The sequence below is a fragment of the Allosaccharopolyspora coralli genome, assembly GCF_009664835.1.
Lineage (GTDB): Bacteria > Actinomycetota > Actinomycetes > Mycobacteriales > Pseudonocardiaceae > Allosaccharopolyspora > Allosaccharopolyspora coralli.
Genome location: NZ_CP045929.1, coordinates 4,071,497 through 4,086,055 on the forward strand (window position 1 = coordinate 4,071,497; position 14,559 = coordinate 4,086,055).

The window sequence follows — 14,559 nt, forward strand, 5'->3', positions numbered from 1 at the left end:
ACCGTCGCGGCGAGCGGTGGACGACAACGACGACGTCCGAGAGGAAACAACTGTGGTTGCGGATCCGTCCGAATCCCAGGGGTCCGGCGACAACGAACTCCTGGACGCGGTGCGGCACGGTTCCACCGACGCCTACGCCGAGCTCTACGACCGGCACGTCGGTGCGGCCTACTCCATGGCGCGGCAAGTCGCCAAGTCCGCGGCCGAGGCGGACGACCTCGTCTCGGAGACGTTCGCGAAGGTCCTCGACGCGCTTCGCTCCGGAGGCGGGCCGACCTCGGCGTTCCGCGCCTACCTGCTGACCTCGCTGCGCCACACCGCCTACGACCGCACGCGCAGGGACAAGAAGCTGCAACTGTCGGAGGACGTCACCGCGGTCCCCGGCGCGGACGGAGGCGAGTCGTTCGACGACCCGGCCGTGACGGGACTGGAACGGTCGCTGGCCGCGCGGGCGTTCGCGCGGCTGCCGGAACGGTGGCAGGCGGTGCTGTGGCACGTCGAGATCGAGGGCCAGAAGCCCTCCGACGTGGCGCCGCTGCTGGGGCTGACACCGAACGGCGTCTCGGCCCTCGCATACCGGGCGCGCGAAGGGCTGCGGCAGGCCTACCTGCAGGTTCACCTCGGGCAACTCGCCGACGCCGGCCCGGGGGTCGAACACTGCCGGGCCACCGTCGAGCGGCTCGGGTCCTGGACGCGCGGGGGCCTGGCCAAGCGGGAGACCGCCCAGGTCGAGGCGCATCTGGACGGCTGCGAACGCTGCCGCACGCTGGCCGCCGAGCTGGCGGACGTCAACGGTGGGCTGCGTTCGGTCGTCGCGCCGCTGGTACTGGGAGCGGGCGCCGCCGGATACTTGGCCGCCACCCAGGGCTCCACGACGGCTGCAGGGGTCACGGCGGGTGGTGCGAGCGCGACGGGCGCCGCGACGGAGTTCGGGAACGCTACGGCTCGGCAGATGGTGACGTCAGCGGTGTCGGGAGTGGCTCTCGTCGCGGCCGTCGTGCTCGGCGTGAGCGCGGGCGAGCAGCCGCAGCCGTCGGCCCAACCCCGGCCGGAACCGGTGCAGCCAGCCCCCGCACCGGCCCCGCAGCTCCCACCAGCGCAACAGCCCCCGGCGGCACCTGAGCTTCCTGAGCAAGACGCGCCCGCGCCCCCACCGCAGGCACCGGCGCCACCGACTCAGCAGCAACCTCCGGTTCCGAACCCGCCTGCCCCGCCGCCTGCCTCGGCGCCGGACGCGGTGCCGGCCCCCGAACCCGCGTCGCTGAGCGTGTCCGGCCCCTCGGGGGCGGTCCAGCTCGTCGCGGGCGAGTCAGCGAAGCCGATGCCGGTCCGCGTGACGAACACCGGCGGCAGCGAGTCCGAGCCGGTGACCACGACGCTGACTCTGCCGCCGGGGATCACGGCCTCGATGCCGCAGGTCCGGGCGGCCTCCGCTCCGTCGATCGACTGCGACGGGGGTGAGGGAACGATCACGTGCACGACCGACGGGGGACTCGCGCCGGGCAGCTCCACGGAGTTCGGTTTCGTCGTCCGCGCCGACCGCGACGCCGAGGACGGCGAGGTCACCGGAACCGTTTCCGCCGGTCCGGACAGCGAGCTGAGCCTCACCGCGATCCCGGTCGCCGTGACGCCGCGGCCGACGGACGAGGTGGATGTGCGGGCGAGCGAGGCGTGGAGCCGCGGCCCGTTCAGCCGCGTCCGCGTCGAGATGACCAACACCGGCACCACCTCCGCGCCGGCCGAGATGGTCGCCAAGGTGCCGGACGGCCTGCGGGTCGTGGGCAGTTACGGCTGCCGAACCGCTCCGGGAGAGGTCCGCTGCAGGACGGGGCAACTCCCGCCGGGCAAGGAATTCGAACGCGACTTCATGGTGACGACGCTTCCCGGCGCAGACGCGGACCGGCGCGAAGTGCGGCCCGCCGCCGCCAGCTCGCCACCCGACCGCACGTTCACCATCCCGGTGACGGCAGCGCTGGGAACGGCGAGCGACGCCTCAGCGGTCGACGTGCGGCTGGTGGGTCCGTGGCTCCCGCCGGACGAGCGGCCGACACCTCCGGCGCCGCCGAGCGACCCGACGACCACCACGGACCCGACGACCACCACGGATCCGACCACGACCTCCGACCCGACCACGACCTCGGATCCGCCGACGACGACCCGGCCCGATCCGACGACCACCACGGAGCCGACCTCGCCCGACCCGACGACGTCGAACCCCACGACAACGCCTCCCCCGACATCCTCGGATCCCCCGACGACCTCACCGGAACCGACATCCTCGGACCCGCCGGACCCCACGACGACCGGGCCGACGGACGTTCCGACTCCGAGCGAGACCGGAGGCCCCACCACCGGCACGAGCGGCGTCGGCCCGCCGAGTTCCGGGCCGACCGAGGGAAGCGCAACGGGTAACGGAGAGCGGAAGCATCCCGCACTCGGCCGGTGACGCCCGCCCCGAGCGCTCGGGCTGGGACGGATGTCGACGTGCGCCCGTGTCGCTGTCACTGAAGTGGCGGTTCGACTGCCCTCGCACGGATCAGAGACGGAACGCAGCTCAGAGCCTGTTGTGCGCGACGCGAAGAAGACGCCGCCCACGGGTGGGCAGCGCCTTCTGGCCAAGCGGTATACAACAACGCTGTGGCGTGATCTGGCCGCCGGGTTCCCGAACGCATTCGATCGAGCCAGGATCACTATCGAACGGCCCGTGAGCCGCGTGCACGAGTTCCGCAACAGGTTGGCTCACCACGAAAGAATCTGGAACCAGCCGCTCAGAGGGCATTTTGGAACTGGCTTTTGTGCCCGTAGGGCACGCGTCATACGTGCCCAGCCTCTGCAAGGTGAGAAGCTCCGGCGTTCGGAGTTCGTGCCTCGCAAGGCCGGGGTTCTCGCCGCGTACGCCTGGTACTCAAGAGGACCCCAACGCCGCGAGGCGCGAACTGGGGCGGCGGCACCGGACCACCTCCCCAAGTTCCCAATCGCGCTCTCAGGGATCGCTACCGCGACATCGTGTCTCTGCTGCGTTGCATCGACGGGAACCTCGCGCACTGGGCCACGGAGGAGTGCCGAGTTCCTGCAGTATTGGCCGAGTGCCCCTCGACCGCCCGCTCCCCTAGCCTCAGCGCTGAGTTCGGAGCCGGGCTGGGGCGGCTGCTCAGCGACGGGCGAGGTACAGGTGGAACGTCGTCTCGGTGGTGTCGAGGACGACCGGCAGGACGATCTCCCTGTGATCGCCGAACACGCGGCGCAGGGCGGCTGCCAGCTCCGGGGAGGCCGAGGCCGACCAGACGGCCAGGGAGCCGCCCGGTGCGAGCTGGTCCCGGCAAGCACCGAGAAAGCCGTCCCGGTAGACCGCCGCGTTCGTGTCGTGCACGAGATATCCGGGCCCGTTGTCCACGTCGAGCAGGATCACGTCCACCTGCTCGACCTCGCCGAGCACGTCGACCAGGTCCCCGACGACGACTCGCACGCGCGGGTCGTGCAGCGCGGTCTCCGTCGCGGGGACCAGCCCCTGCCGGTTCCACTCCACGACGGCGGGTTCGAGTTCGACGACGTGGACCGTCGCGACTCGTGCGTCCGCGAGGACCTCGGCGAGGGTGAACCCGAGCCCGAGCCCTCCGATGAGCACCCGGCCGCCTCCGGTCTCGGCGAGCGTGGCGGTCGCGAGCAGCCGCTCGGTGCCGGTGTGCACCGTGTCCATCACGAACACCCCGTTGACCCTGAGTTCCAGCGCGCCGTCGCGCTCACGCCGGAACAGCACCACCTCGCCGCGTTCCGACTCGGCGGCCACCCGTTCGCTCGTCCGATCCACAGGCGTCTCTCCTTCTCGCTCCCCGCGATTATCAAACACCCGTGCGGCGGGTACACCCGACCGGCGAGTTCCGCCCCGGGGAACTCCGTAAACTCGGGGCCGTGTCCGTGGTCGACCAAGTGCTCATGCACGTTCCTCGCGCCTACCGGAACGTCGCGCTGCGACACCGCGAATTGATCAAATTCGGCGTGGTCGGGGCGACGACGTTCTTCATCGACACGGCGATCTTCTACGTGCTGAAGCTGACGGTGCTGGCGCCGAAGCCAGTGACGGCGAAGGTCATCGCCGTACTGGTGGCCACGGTCGTCTCGTACGTACTCAACCGCGAATGGTCGTTCAAGGAACGCGGTGGCAGGGAACGGCATCACGAGGCGTCGCTGTACTTCTTGTTCAGCGGCATCGGGGTCGGGCTGTACGCGGCTCCACTGTGGATCTCCCGGTACGTGTTCGACCTTCAGGAGCCGTTCACCTCACGCCTGGTCGAAGAGATCGCGGACTTCACCGCGGGTCAGATCATCGGCCTGCTCGTGGGCATGGCGTTCCGATGGTGGGCGTTCCGACGATGGGTGTTCCCGGACGAGCTGAACCCGAAGCACTGAGAGCGCATTGTGGAACTTGCGTGGGTGCTCCGGTAGCAGGAAACCTCATCTCGCGGCCGGCTGATCTGCGGAGCCGACAGCAGACCCGCAACGCGACGGCCCCTGCCCCTCACCGGGGTGTCGGGTCGATCTTCCACGGGACGCCGAGCACGTCGTCGGCGCGCGCTTCCCGCAGGTACACCTCGAACAGCGCGGGCCGCGCGGAGCTGAGCTCGAGACGCCCACCGTCGGCCTCCACGAGCGCTCGCGCCAGCGCGAGCCCGACACCCGTCGAGCCGCCCGCCGAGAACCCGCGCTCGAAGACGTAGGGAACCAGCGGGTCGGGCACACCGGAGCCGCTGTCGGAGACGTCGACGACGACGGTGCCCGCGCCGTGCCGGGCCGTGAGGACGATGGGGCCTTCACCGTGCCGCACCGCGTTGTCGAGCAGCACACCGATCGCTTCCCGCAGCCGAGTGGGCGTGGCGCGGGCCAGCAGTCCCTCCGGGACGCGCAGGCGCAGCGAGCGACCTTCGGCGCGGACGACATCACGCCATTCGTCGCCGACCGAGGTGAGCTCGGCGGTGACGTCGAGCGGCTCGGAGTGCTGGGCGCGGGCCGCGGTGGCAGCGGCGAGGAGTTCGTCGAGCACCGACGAGAGCCGCTCGGCCTGTTCGAGCGCGGCGGAGGCCTCCTCGGACATCTCCGGGTCGTCGGTGGTCGCGAGCGCGTCGAGCCGCAGATGCAGCGCGGTGAGCCTGCTGCGCAGCTGGTGGGAGACGTCGCCGACGAGTTCCCGTTCGCGTTGCACGAGGTGCGAGAGCGCGGCACCGGAGGCGTCGAGGGCGTCGGAGACACGGTCGAGCTCGGGCACCTGGTGGCGACGTTGATCGGGACGGAAGTCACCCGCACCGAGCCGGGCGGCGCGGGCGGCGACGTGCCGCAGCGGGTCCGCGAGCCGACGCGCCGTGACACCGGCCACGACCATGCCGGTGGCCCCCGACAGCACCACCAGCAGCACCACAGCACCCCCGACCTGCACCTGCTGTGTGCGGACGGGAGAGCTCGGAGCGGCCAACGTGACGCTGCCGGAATGCACCATCGACACGGTCTCCACGAGCGGCGATTCCCCCGGGTCCGCGCCGAAGCTGCGCGTTTCCTGCTGGGTACGCACGATCAGCCGAGCCCCGGCAGGGACCGCCACTCGCACCGCGGTGAGGTCGAGCGGCTGGTTGGTGGCGACCTGTTCGTCGAGGCGGGTGGCGATCTGCTGAGCGCGGGTGGAGAGGTCTCCGCGGGTGATGTCCTCGACGAGGGTGAGCGCGCTGAACCCGAGTGGCAGACCGAGGACCACAGCCGTGACGGCCACCACGAGCAGCGTCGCTTGCAGGATGCGCCGGCGCACGGGTCAGTCCGTGTTGAACCGGAAGCCGACACCGCGGACGGTGGCGATGCGCTGCTCGTCCAGGCGGGAACCGTTGCTGTCGCTGAGCTTGCGGCGCAGCCACGAGATGTGCATGTCGAGGGTCTTGCTGCCTTTGCGCCCGGGCTCCGGCCAGACCTCCTCGAGGATGTCCTCGCGGGTCACGACCTCGCCCGCGTGTTGCATGAGCACCCGCAACAGCTCGAACTCCTTGTTGGCGAGCTGGACCTCGTGCTCGTCGACGATCACGCGGCGGGCCGTCAGTTCGAGCCGGACACCGCCGATCTCGAGGTTCTCGGGTGCGTTGCGGCGCAGCAGGGCGCGGATGCGGGCCATCAGCTCGGCCAGCCGGAACGGTTTGGCGACGTAGTCGTCGGCGCCCGCATCGAGACCCACGACGAAGTCGACCTCGTCGGTGCGGGCGGTGAGCATCAGCACCGGCAGGCCACGCCCCTGGGCACGGAGCCTGCGGCAGATCTCGAGTCCGTCCATGTGGGGCAGCCCGAGGTCGAGCACGAGGAGGTCCACGCCACCGTCGGACGCCGCGTGCAGCGCTTGCGTTCCGTCCTCGATCACCTGCACGGAGTAACCCTCGCGTTGCAGGGCCCGGGACAGCGGCATCGCGATCGCCGGGTCGTCCTCGGCCAACAGCACCACGCTCACGTCCCCCAGCGTAGAGGTCGCGTGTCCGGTGCATCCCGGTCACCGTCGGTTCACGCCGCGAAGAGGACGGTCGAGGTGAGGTTCCGCCACCCGACCACTGCGTCAGACCTTCTGACTAGAATTCTCAGAAGCTGTCTGTGGTCTGCGGTGGTGGTCACCTACCGGCGTCCCAGCTTGCCGCTCGCGGCGTTGGGGTCGCCTCGAGTACCAGCACGTACACAGCGGCGGCACCGGCCTTGCGAGCGACAACCTGGAACACCGGAGCTTCTCACCGTGCTCGGGCTGAGCACGCAAGACCATGCCCCGACGGGCATCAGAACAAGAGCACAGACAGGCTCTAAGGTTTCGGGCGTGAGCATCGACCTGCACTCCGACCGGGACCTCGCGCTGCAACTCGCGGACGTCGCCGACGGCATCACGACGCAACGGTTCCGAGCACGCGACCTCACCGTCGACGCCAAGCCCGACCGCAGCCCCGTGACCGACGCCGACCTCGCCGTCGAGGACGCCGTCCGCGACATCCTCCGCCAGCGTCGTCCCGGCGACACCGTCGCGGGTGAGGAACGCGGCGGCACCACCGGAGCGGGACGTACCTGGGTTCTCGACCCGATCGACGGCACCAAGAACTTCCTTCGCGGCGTGCCCGCGTGGGCCACGCTCGTCGCACTGGTCGACTCCGGTCAGCCCGTCGTCGGCGTCGTCAGTGCTCCCGCGCTCGGTCGTCGCTGGTGGGCGAGTGTCGACTCCGGTGCGTGGCGCAGCACCCATGGCGGCCCGGCGGAACGCATCGAGGTCTCGGCGGTCCACGACATCGGCGACGCGTACCTGTCGACCACACACCTCGGCACGTGGTCCGAACACCACAGCCGTGAGTCCTACCTGCGGCTCGTCGACGCCTGTTGGGAGAACCGGGCGTTCGGCGACTTCTGGTCACACTGCCTCGTCGCGGAGGGCTCCATCGACATCGCGGCCGAAGCGATCGTCAATCCGTGGGACGTCGCGGCCGTGCAGGTCCTCGTCACCGAAGCCGGCGGGCGGTTCACCGACCTGTCCGGGCAGGCTCGGTTCGACGGCGGCAACGCACTGTCCACCAACGGAGCGCTGCACGACACCGCCCTCGACCTCCTGCGCTGACCTTCCGTCCGCAATGGACTCGAGGCGAACGGCACTCTCACCCCGTCTCACGAGGCGAAAGTGCCGTTCACCCCATCCGACACCGACCCACTCGGGTAAGCGCATTACCCACCCACCGAGGCGAACGGCACTCTCACCCCGTCTCACGAGGCGAAAGTGCCGTTCACCCCATCCGACACCGACCCACTCGGGTAAGCGCATTACCCACCCACTCGAGGCGAACGGCACTCTCACCCCGTCTCACGAGGCGAAAGTGCCGTTCGACCCATCCGACACCGACCCACTCGGGTAAGCGCATTACCCACCCACTCGAGGCGAACGGCACTCTCACCCCGTCTCACGAGGCGAAAGTGCCGTTCGACCCATCCGACACCGACCCACTCGGGTAAGCGCATTACCCACCCACTCGAGGCGAACGGCACTTTCACCCCGTCTCACGAGGCGAAAGTGCCGTTCGCCCCATCCGACACCGACCCACTCGGGTAAGCGCATTACCCACCCACTCGAGGCGAACGGCACTTTCACCCCGTCTCACGAGGCGAAAGTGCCGTTCGCCCCATCCGACACGCCGAACCGGTACGCCCGCATGCGTGCCTCAGCCGGGTGTCTTCGGGGCGAGGGCGCCGCGGAGTGCTTGAGTCCACGTCAGGCGCCCGAAGAGGTAGAAGCAGGCGACCTGCTCGTCGGAGAACCGCGCCCAGTCGTAGCGGTTGCCCTGCTCGCGCCAGAACACCTCCCACGCGGGCTCGCCCTCCACCTCGTCCCTGAGCAGGCACCAGCGATCGTCGGCTTCCCGCCCGAGCGACACGATCTCGGCCGGAACGCCCATCGCCTCGAGCCAGCCGAGAACGGATTCGGTGTTCACACGCCCTCCTTGTGCTGCGACGCCTCGAGATTCTCCACGGCGATCCGGACCGTCCCCGCCTCGGACGCCTCCACTTCGCGCGTGAGTTCGAGCAGGAAGCCGAATGCCACCAGTTCCGCCGCCGAGTACGTGGCCCGGTAGCGCACCCCGCCGCCGGGCTGCGCGAACCACGAGGCGGACACCGCCCGCCACACCGGCAGCGGACGCAACACCCGGTACCGGCGGTACCCGCGCTCGACGTGCGCGGGCGGGAGCGACCGCTGAGCGACCGCGGTCCCATCGACGGCGAAGACCCGTCCCGCACCGGTGCCGAAGCGGTCGAGCACCGTGTCCGGGTCGAGCACGATCGGCTCGCCGGACTCCACACAGCCCTCCGGGAACCGCGCCGACGCTCGCCACACGTAGTCGCGCGAGTCCTCGACGAGGAACCGGCGCTCCCACTCGACTTCGGCGAGCTCGCCCAGCGGGTCGTGGTTTTCCAGCAGCTCGGCGGGCACCTCGCGTGCCTCGCCGTCCGCGAGCGGTGCGGCGCCGGATCGCGCCCGGACCGCCGCGTCGGAACCATCCACAAGGGACGAGCGTGGGTGGTCCTGCGGCGGAAAACACACTCCGCCGACGGGTTCCTGCTCTTCGGCAGGCGGCGGCAACTGCCTGCTCGGGCGTGGTGCCGCGAGCGGCATGTGCCCGAGCGGGAACTGGTTGAGCACGAACGCCACCACCGACTCGCTCCGCGCGGGCGTGCGCGGCGGACGCGGCACGTCCGCCTGCTGCGCACTCGCATGCGGCATCGGCGGCTGCACTGCGGCTCCCGGAGGCCGAGCAGCCGCTCGCGGTGGCTGCTGCACCTGGGGCGCGGGCTGCTGCGGCGGAGGCTGCGGGACCACGCCGAACCCGGGTTGCTGGGGACGGTAGGGCACCGCAGGCCGCGGGGGAGGCTGAGCCGCCACGCCGCCGGGTTGCTGTCCCCCGGCGGGCGGCGGCGCCACGCCGCCGTGCTGGAACCCGCCGGCCTGCGGTGGAGGCTGTGCCATCGGTGGAGCCTGCGGCGGCATCGGAGCATTCGGCACGGCTGCGGCCGCCGAAGCAGGCGGAGCCGCCCAAGCCGACTGCACGCCCTGCGGCGAGGTCACCGGGTCACTCGGAGAGAGCGACACCGGCCCTGTGGACTCCGCACCGCCGCCCCAGCCTGGCGTCACCGACGGACCCACCGGGATCGGGCCGGTGTTCTCGCTGAACCCGGGCGGGCCGCCTGCCGGAGGGCCGACTTCCGGGCCGCCGACCGGCCCCGGATTCAGCCGATCCATTGTGGACTCCGTTGCACCTGCCGCATGCTGCGCCTGCTCTGCCACGGGCTCGTTCACAGCCCCGAGAGCACCCCCCACCGTCGCTGCACCATCACCGACAGCGCCCGCAACACCGTGTCCGGGAACGCCTTCGGTGAGACCCGTTCCCACGTCCGCAGCCGTCCCCCCGGCCTCGCCGACGGACTGACCGATGCCGACGACGGCCTCACCCGTGTCGGCAGCGAGACCGCTCGCGCCACCGGCCACGTCGCTCACGGCGTCACCGGCGCTCCCCGCCACGCCGCTGACGGTGTTCTCGACCGAGCCCAGCAACCCGGGTGCCGAACCGGAGTCCATCGTCACACCGCTGTCGGCATCCACCGCCGACGACAACGTGGCGTGGGTCTCCGACACACCCACGGACGCACCGCGCAACACGGTGTCGAGCCCGGCGAGTGCCTGTGCGTTCCCCGAGCCCGCCGCCTGCTCCGCCGCGTCGACCTGTTTGGCCGCGTCGACCAGCTGACGCACCATCTGCACCTTCGCCGCACCGATCTGCTCGGCGGCGTGGTCCAGCCGGTCGGCCGAGGCCGTGCACGCCTTCACCGAGGACCGCAGCGGCCCGTCCTCGCCGACCATGCCGTTCCATTCGCGCCCCGCCGCGTCACCGGACTCGCCCTGCAAGGACGCCAGCGCGCCCTGGGCGACACCGTCGGCCGACGACGACAGCGAGTCGATCGACGTGGCCGCCTCCCGCCAGGCCCCCGCGGACTCACGCATCGCGTCCTCGTCGGCCTCCGGCCACTGCAGCCCGACCTTCGCGGCGACGTCACGCAGTTCCGGAGGAAGTTCGATCCCCATGCTCACACCTGCCCGGAACGGCCGAGCTCGGCGGCACCGGCGTCGTCGGCCGCCCGGGACGTCGCCGCCGACTCCGCGAACTTCCCGCCGAGCCCCCGCAGGCTGCCCGCGATCCCGCCGACGGCGTCCGCGGCCTCCTGTGCTCGGGGCTCGTGCTTGGCGGCGAACCGTTGCCCGACCTCGTCCGCACCCCAACAGCCGGCACCGGCTTCCTGCGCCCGACGCAGCTGCTCGGCGATGCGGTCCGCCTGCCCCGCGAGGTCGTGCAACTCACCGGCGCTGCGCGTGAGCCCGTCCAGATCCGTGCGGAACCCGTTCACCTTCTGCCCCCGTCCCTGCCGTCCTCGAGCCAGCTGCCGCTGCCTTCGTCCTCATCGTCGTCGTCGCACGCCGGTTCGATACGGGACTTCGGAGCATCGTTCGCGACAGCAATCGGATCGAGGTCCGCGCGGCCCTCCCACACCGAGGCCGGGTCCGTGCCCGAAGGCAACACCGGCTGGAGCAATTCGTGCGCACGCTCCGCCACGGCGTGCGCGGCCTGCGCCGACAGGCGCGTCACCACCGCAGCCAACTGATCCGGCCGGTAACGCTGATACGCCGACTCGGAGAGCACCAGGTCCCGCAACGCGCCCTGGGCACCCACGGTCACCGTCACGGTTCCGTCCTCGCTGCGCACCGTCTCGGTGAGCGTCGCCAACTCCTCCTGCACCGACCGAAGCCGCTCGCGCCCGCGCCGGTACTCCGCGAGCAGTTCCTCGACCTGGGCACCATGATCGGCAGGCATGGCCGTTCCCCTCTCCCGGGATGTTCGTCACTGCCCGACCCCGACACCGGCGAGCTGCCGCCGGTCGCAGGCATGCCTCCGACGATGGGACGCAGCCGCCGGGCCGATGGTTCCACGTGCCCGAGACGCACTCGCGGCCCGGCTCCGGCTCAGCCGGCGAGCGCCTTGACCACCGCGGACGGGCTGGGACGCCCCAGTTGGCCCGCCATCCACACGCTCGTGTCGACCAGGGCCGCGAGGTCCACCCCGTGCTCGATGCCGAGCCCGTCGAGCATCCACACCAGGTCCTCGGTCGCGAGATTGCCGGTCGCCGACTTCGCGTACGGGCAGCCGCCGAGGCCACCAGCGGAGGAATCGACCGTCGACACCCCGAGACGAAGCGCCGCGTAGGTGTTCGCCAGCGCCTGGCCGTAGGTGTCGTGAAAATGCACCGCCAGCCGGTCGACCCCCACGCCCTCAGCGACGAAAGCGCCGATCACCGCCTCCACGTGGCCTGGAGTGGCCGAGCCGATCGTGTCGCCCAAGGACAACTGCGAACAGCCCATGCCCAGCAGCCGCTTGCCGACCGAGACCACCTGTTCGATCGGGACCGCGCCCTCCCACGGGTCGCCGAAGACCATCGACACGTAGCCGCGTACGTCCATGCCTTCGGCTGTCGCACGCGAGACCACCGGGTCGAACATGCCGAACTGTTCGTCGAGGGAGCGGTTCAAGTTCTTGCGGGTGAACGACTCCGTGGCCGCCGCGAAGATCGCGACGTCCCGGACTCCCGACTCGATCGCCCGATCCAGGCCGCGCTCGTTGGGCACCAACACCGGGTACCGCACGCCCTCTCTCGGAGTGAGCCCGTCGATCACCTCGGCGGCGTCGGCGAGCTGCGGAACCCACTTCGGATGCACGAAGCTCGTCGTCTCCACGACCGTGAGCCCTGCCTCGGCGAGCCGGGTGAGGAAGTCCAGCTTCACCGCCGGGGGCACGACCTCGGACTCGTTCTGCAGACCGTCCCGCGGACCGACCTCCCAGATCGTCACCGCACTCGGCAACTCCGCCGGACGCGGCGACGCCACCGGCATCGGCAACCCCAGCTCACGCGTGTTCATCGGCACTCCCGGTTCGCTCGACCCGCGCTGGTGCGGTTCCGTGCTCGGTACCACGCAGGGACCGTCATCGGTACTCCTCGTGATCCCAGTCGTCGCGGTAGTCGCCGTTGACCTCCCGGTACAACAGCGTGTGCACGTGCTCCACGTGCGGGATGTCGTCGAACTCGAGCGGCTCGTCGGCGGCGGACTCCACGATGAGCGTTCCGCAGCCCAGCATCCGGTCCACGACGCCGTGCCGGAACCGGACGCTGTTGATGCGCTGCATCGGGATGTCCACGCCCGAGCGGGTGAACACGCCCTCGCGGACCATCAGCCGTTGCGTGGTCACCACGAAGTGCGTGGTCTTCCAGCGCAGCAGTGGCGCCAGCGTCAACCACACCGCGAGAATCAGGCCGAGCACCCCGATCGCGATCCACGCGGGCAGATGCCAGGACAGCGGCGCGACGAGCGCGGCGAGATACGCCCCGCCGCCCACCACGACGAGGAACACCAGCACCGGAACGACCAGCATCTTCCAGTGCGGGTGCTTGTGCACGACGACGTACTCGTCCTCACCGAGCAGGTCCTCGGGATAGGCCACGGATCCCCTCCTCACCGGGCACCGATGCCGATCACGGTACCGGCCACGCCGCACGGCGAACACTCGTCCCACAGCAACGGCGCGAACGGCACTCTCGCCCCACAACACGAGGCGAACGGCACCCTCGCCCCACAACACGAGGCGAACGGCACTCTCGCTCCATACGACACCGCACCGACCCGGCGCGAACGGCACTCTCGCCTCGCGAGACGAGGCGAACGGCACTCTCGCCCCACAACACGAGGCGAACGGCACTCTCGACCCACACGGAACCGCACCAGCCCGACGGGGCGAACGGCACGTTCGCCTCGCGAGACGGGGCGAGAGTGCCGTTCGCCTCGCTCAGCGGTCGTCGGGGCGAAGGTGGACCACGTCGCCTGCCGAGATCGCGGTGCGGACACCGTCGAGGCCACGCACCACGAGCCGCCCCTGCTCGTCGACGTCCTTTGCGACCCCGCGCAGCGACTCCGCACCCCCGAGTTCGACACGGACGTCCTGGTCCAGCGTCACGCACAGCGCTCGGTAGCGGTCCAGGACACCGGTCTCCGCGACAGCACCGGCGTCCGACCGCCACTGGTCCTCGACCTCGGCGAACGCGTGCAGCAGCCGGATAGCGAACTCTTGCCGGTCGACGGCGCTCGCCCCTTCCGCCGCGAGCGAGGTCGCGGGCAGGCCGCCCGCCCCGGAGGGCAGGTCGTCCGTCGAGTGGTGCACGTTCACCCCGACCCCGAGCACGACCGCCATCCCGTCGAGGGTGGTGACGCCCTCGGCGAGGATCCCGGCGGACTTGCGTCGACCGGGGCCGAGCAGCAGGTCGTTCGGCCATTTCAGCGTGGCCTCGATGTTGGTCGTCTCACGGACCGTCTCTGCCAACGCCACCCCCGCGAGCAGCGGTATCCACGACAGCGCGGACTGTGCGACCACCACGGGCCGCAGCAGAACGCTCACGTGAAGGCCGTAAGAGCGCGGCGAGACCCACGTCCGCTGCATCCGCCCGCGCCCCGCCTGCTGCTCCTCGGCGATGAGGACGGTGCGGTCGGGTTCACCGGCCGTCGCGGCCGCGACGAGGTCGGTGTTCGTCGAGCCTGTGACGGTCACCACGTTCAGCGCGGAATAGGGGCCGTCGTTCACCAGGCGCTTGCGCAGGACGTCGGCATCGAGGGGGACCGGTCTCGTCATGCCGCTGACACTACGGCGCCCAACGCACACCAATCCGCGCTCCCTCTGAGCACCCTCTCGCGCGCGAGCGACCATGACGATCCTTGCGAGCGTCGGTAAGGTCGCCGTGGCGCGGGTTGAGACAGCAGCCTGCCGGTGAATCGCCGAACCCCGGTTCACTCGGAGTTCTGCATCACAGATCAAGAAACGGTCCGTCCGACACGAACGCGTACCGTCGCGTGAGTGAGCGCCACAGGGCCTCTTTCCGGGCCACTCGCTCCGTTCTCGCGCAACAGATCAAAAATGACCGAGCGGCGGATCG

At 70.7% G+C, this 14,559-nt stretch carries 13 protein-coding genes; 3 read left to right on the forward strand and 10 right to left on the reverse strand.

Annotation, left to right across the window (positions count from 1 at the left end; all coding sequences use genetic code 11):
* The first annotated feature begins 16 nt into the window (after positions 1–16).
* Positions 17–2,446, forward strand: coding sequence for a sigma-70 family RNA polymerase sigma factor (locus GIY23_RS18940; protein ID WP_228717386.1), 2,430 nt, complete (start codon positions 17–19; stop codon positions 2,444–2,446).
* 705 nt (positions 2,447–3,151) lie between these two features.
* On the opposite strand, the gene GIY23_RS18945 is transcribed toward GIY23_RS18940, so the two are convergent.
* Positions 3,152–3,808, reverse strand: a complete 657-nt coding sequence (locus GIY23_RS18945; protein WP_228717387.1) for a spermine/spermidine synthase domain-containing protein — start codon at positions 3,806–3,808, stop codon at positions 3,152–3,154.
* A gap of 101 nt (positions 3,809–3,909) precedes the next feature.
* Here GIY23_RS18945 and GIY23_RS18950 point away from each other — a divergent pair, with 101 nt between their 5' ends.
* On the forward strand, positions 3,910–4,407 hold the full coding sequence (locus GIY23_RS18950; RefSeq protein ID WP_154077895.1) for a GtrA family protein: 498 nt from the start codon (positions 3,910–3,912) through the stop codon (positions 4,405–4,407).
* 109 nt (positions 4,408–4,516) lie between these two features.
* On the opposite strand, the gene GIY23_RS18955 is transcribed toward GIY23_RS18950, so the two are convergent.
* Positions 4,517–5,791 (reverse strand): ATP-binding protein, encoded by a 1,275-nt coding sequence (locus GIY23_RS18955; RefSeq protein WP_154077896.1) that lies wholly within the window; start codon positions 5,789–5,791, stop codon positions 4,517–4,519.
* Between the two features lie 3 nt (positions 5,792–5,794).
* A complete protein-coding gene (locus GIY23_RS18960; RefSeq protein ID WP_154077897.1) occupies positions 5,795–6,472 on the reverse strand; it encodes a response regulator transcription factor in 678 nt (225 codons plus the stop codon).
* A gap of 351 nt (positions 6,473–6,823) precedes the next feature.
* On the opposite strand from GIY23_RS18960, the gene hisN reads away from it, so the two are divergent.
* Complete coding sequence (gene hisN / locus GIY23_RS18965; protein WP_154077898.1) at positions 6,824–7,606, forward strand: histidinol-phosphatase; 783 nt, start codon at positions 6,824–6,826, stop codon at positions 7,604–7,606.
* A 595-nt stretch (positions 7,607–8,201) separates the two neighbouring features.
* Here hisN and GIY23_RS18970 read toward each other — a convergent pair.
* The 7 genes from GIY23_RS18970 to GIY23_RS19000 all read right to left on the reverse strand — a co-directional run bounded on the left by GIY23_RS18970 (position 8,202) and on the right by GIY23_RS19000 (position 14,258).
* Positions 8,202–8,471: a hypothetical protein gene (locus tag GIY23_RS18970; RefSeq protein WP_154077899.1), complete on the reverse strand. Its 270-nt coding sequence runs from the start codon at positions 8,469–8,471 to the stop codon at positions 8,202–8,204.
* Positions 8,468–10,615, reverse strand: a complete 2,148-nt coding sequence (locus GIY23_RS18975; RefSeq protein WP_154077900.1) for a glycohydrolase toxin TNT-related protein — start codon at positions 10,613–10,615, stop codon at positions 8,468–8,470. Before GIY23_RS18975 ends, GIY23_RS18970 begins: the two co-directional genes overlap by 4 nt.
* Before the next feature lie 2 nt (positions 10,616–10,617).
* Complete coding sequence (locus GIY23_RS18980) at positions 10,618–10,935, reverse strand: hypothetical protein (RefSeq protein WP_154077901.1); 318 nt, start codon at positions 10,933–10,935, stop codon at positions 10,618–10,620.
* Entirely contained in the window at positions 10,932–11,399 is a 468-nt protein-coding gene (locus GIY23_RS18985; RefSeq protein ID WP_154077902.1) for a YbaB/EbfC family nucleoid-associated protein, read from the reverse strand. Before GIY23_RS18985 ends, GIY23_RS18980 begins: the two co-directional genes overlap by 4 nt.
* A gap of 149 nt (positions 11,400–11,548) precedes the next feature.
* A complete protein-coding gene (locus GIY23_RS18990) occupies positions 11,549–12,499 on the reverse strand; it encodes a hydroxymethylglutaryl-CoA lyase (RefSeq protein ID WP_154077903.1) in 951 nt (316 codons plus the stop codon).
* 64 nt (positions 12,500–12,563) lie between these two features.
* Positions 12,564–13,079 carry a PH domain-containing protein gene (locus tag GIY23_RS18995; RefSeq protein WP_154077904.1) on the reverse strand — a complete coding sequence of 172 codons (516 nt, stop codon included), beginning with the start codon at positions 13,077–13,079 and terminating at the stop codon, positions 12,564–12,566.
* 342 nt (positions 13,080–13,421) lie between these two features.
* Entirely contained in the window at positions 13,422–14,258 is an 837-nt protein-coding gene (locus tag GIY23_RS19000) for a biotin--[acetyl-CoA-carboxylase] ligase (RefSeq protein WP_154077905.1), read from the reverse strand.
* Positions 14,259–14,559 lie beyond the last annotated feature (301 nt).

Coding starts and splice junctions, on each gene's coding strand:
- GIY23_RS18975 (WP_154077900.1), bottom strand. CDS start 10,615: ATGGGGATCGAACTTCCTCCGGAACTGCGTGACGTCGCCGCGAAGGTC.
- GIY23_RS18985 (WP_154077902.1), bottom strand. CDS start 11,399: ATGCCTGCCGATCATGGTGCCCAGGTCGAGGAACTGCTCGCGGAGTAC.
- GIY23_RS18990 (WP_154077903.1), bottom strand. CDS start 12,499: ATGAACACGCGTGAGCTGGGGTTGCCGATGCCGGTGGCGTCGCCGCGT.
- GIY23_RS19000 (WP_154077905.1), bottom strand. CDS start 14,258: ATGACGAGACCGGTCCCCCTCGATGCCGACGTCCTGCGCAAGCGCCTG.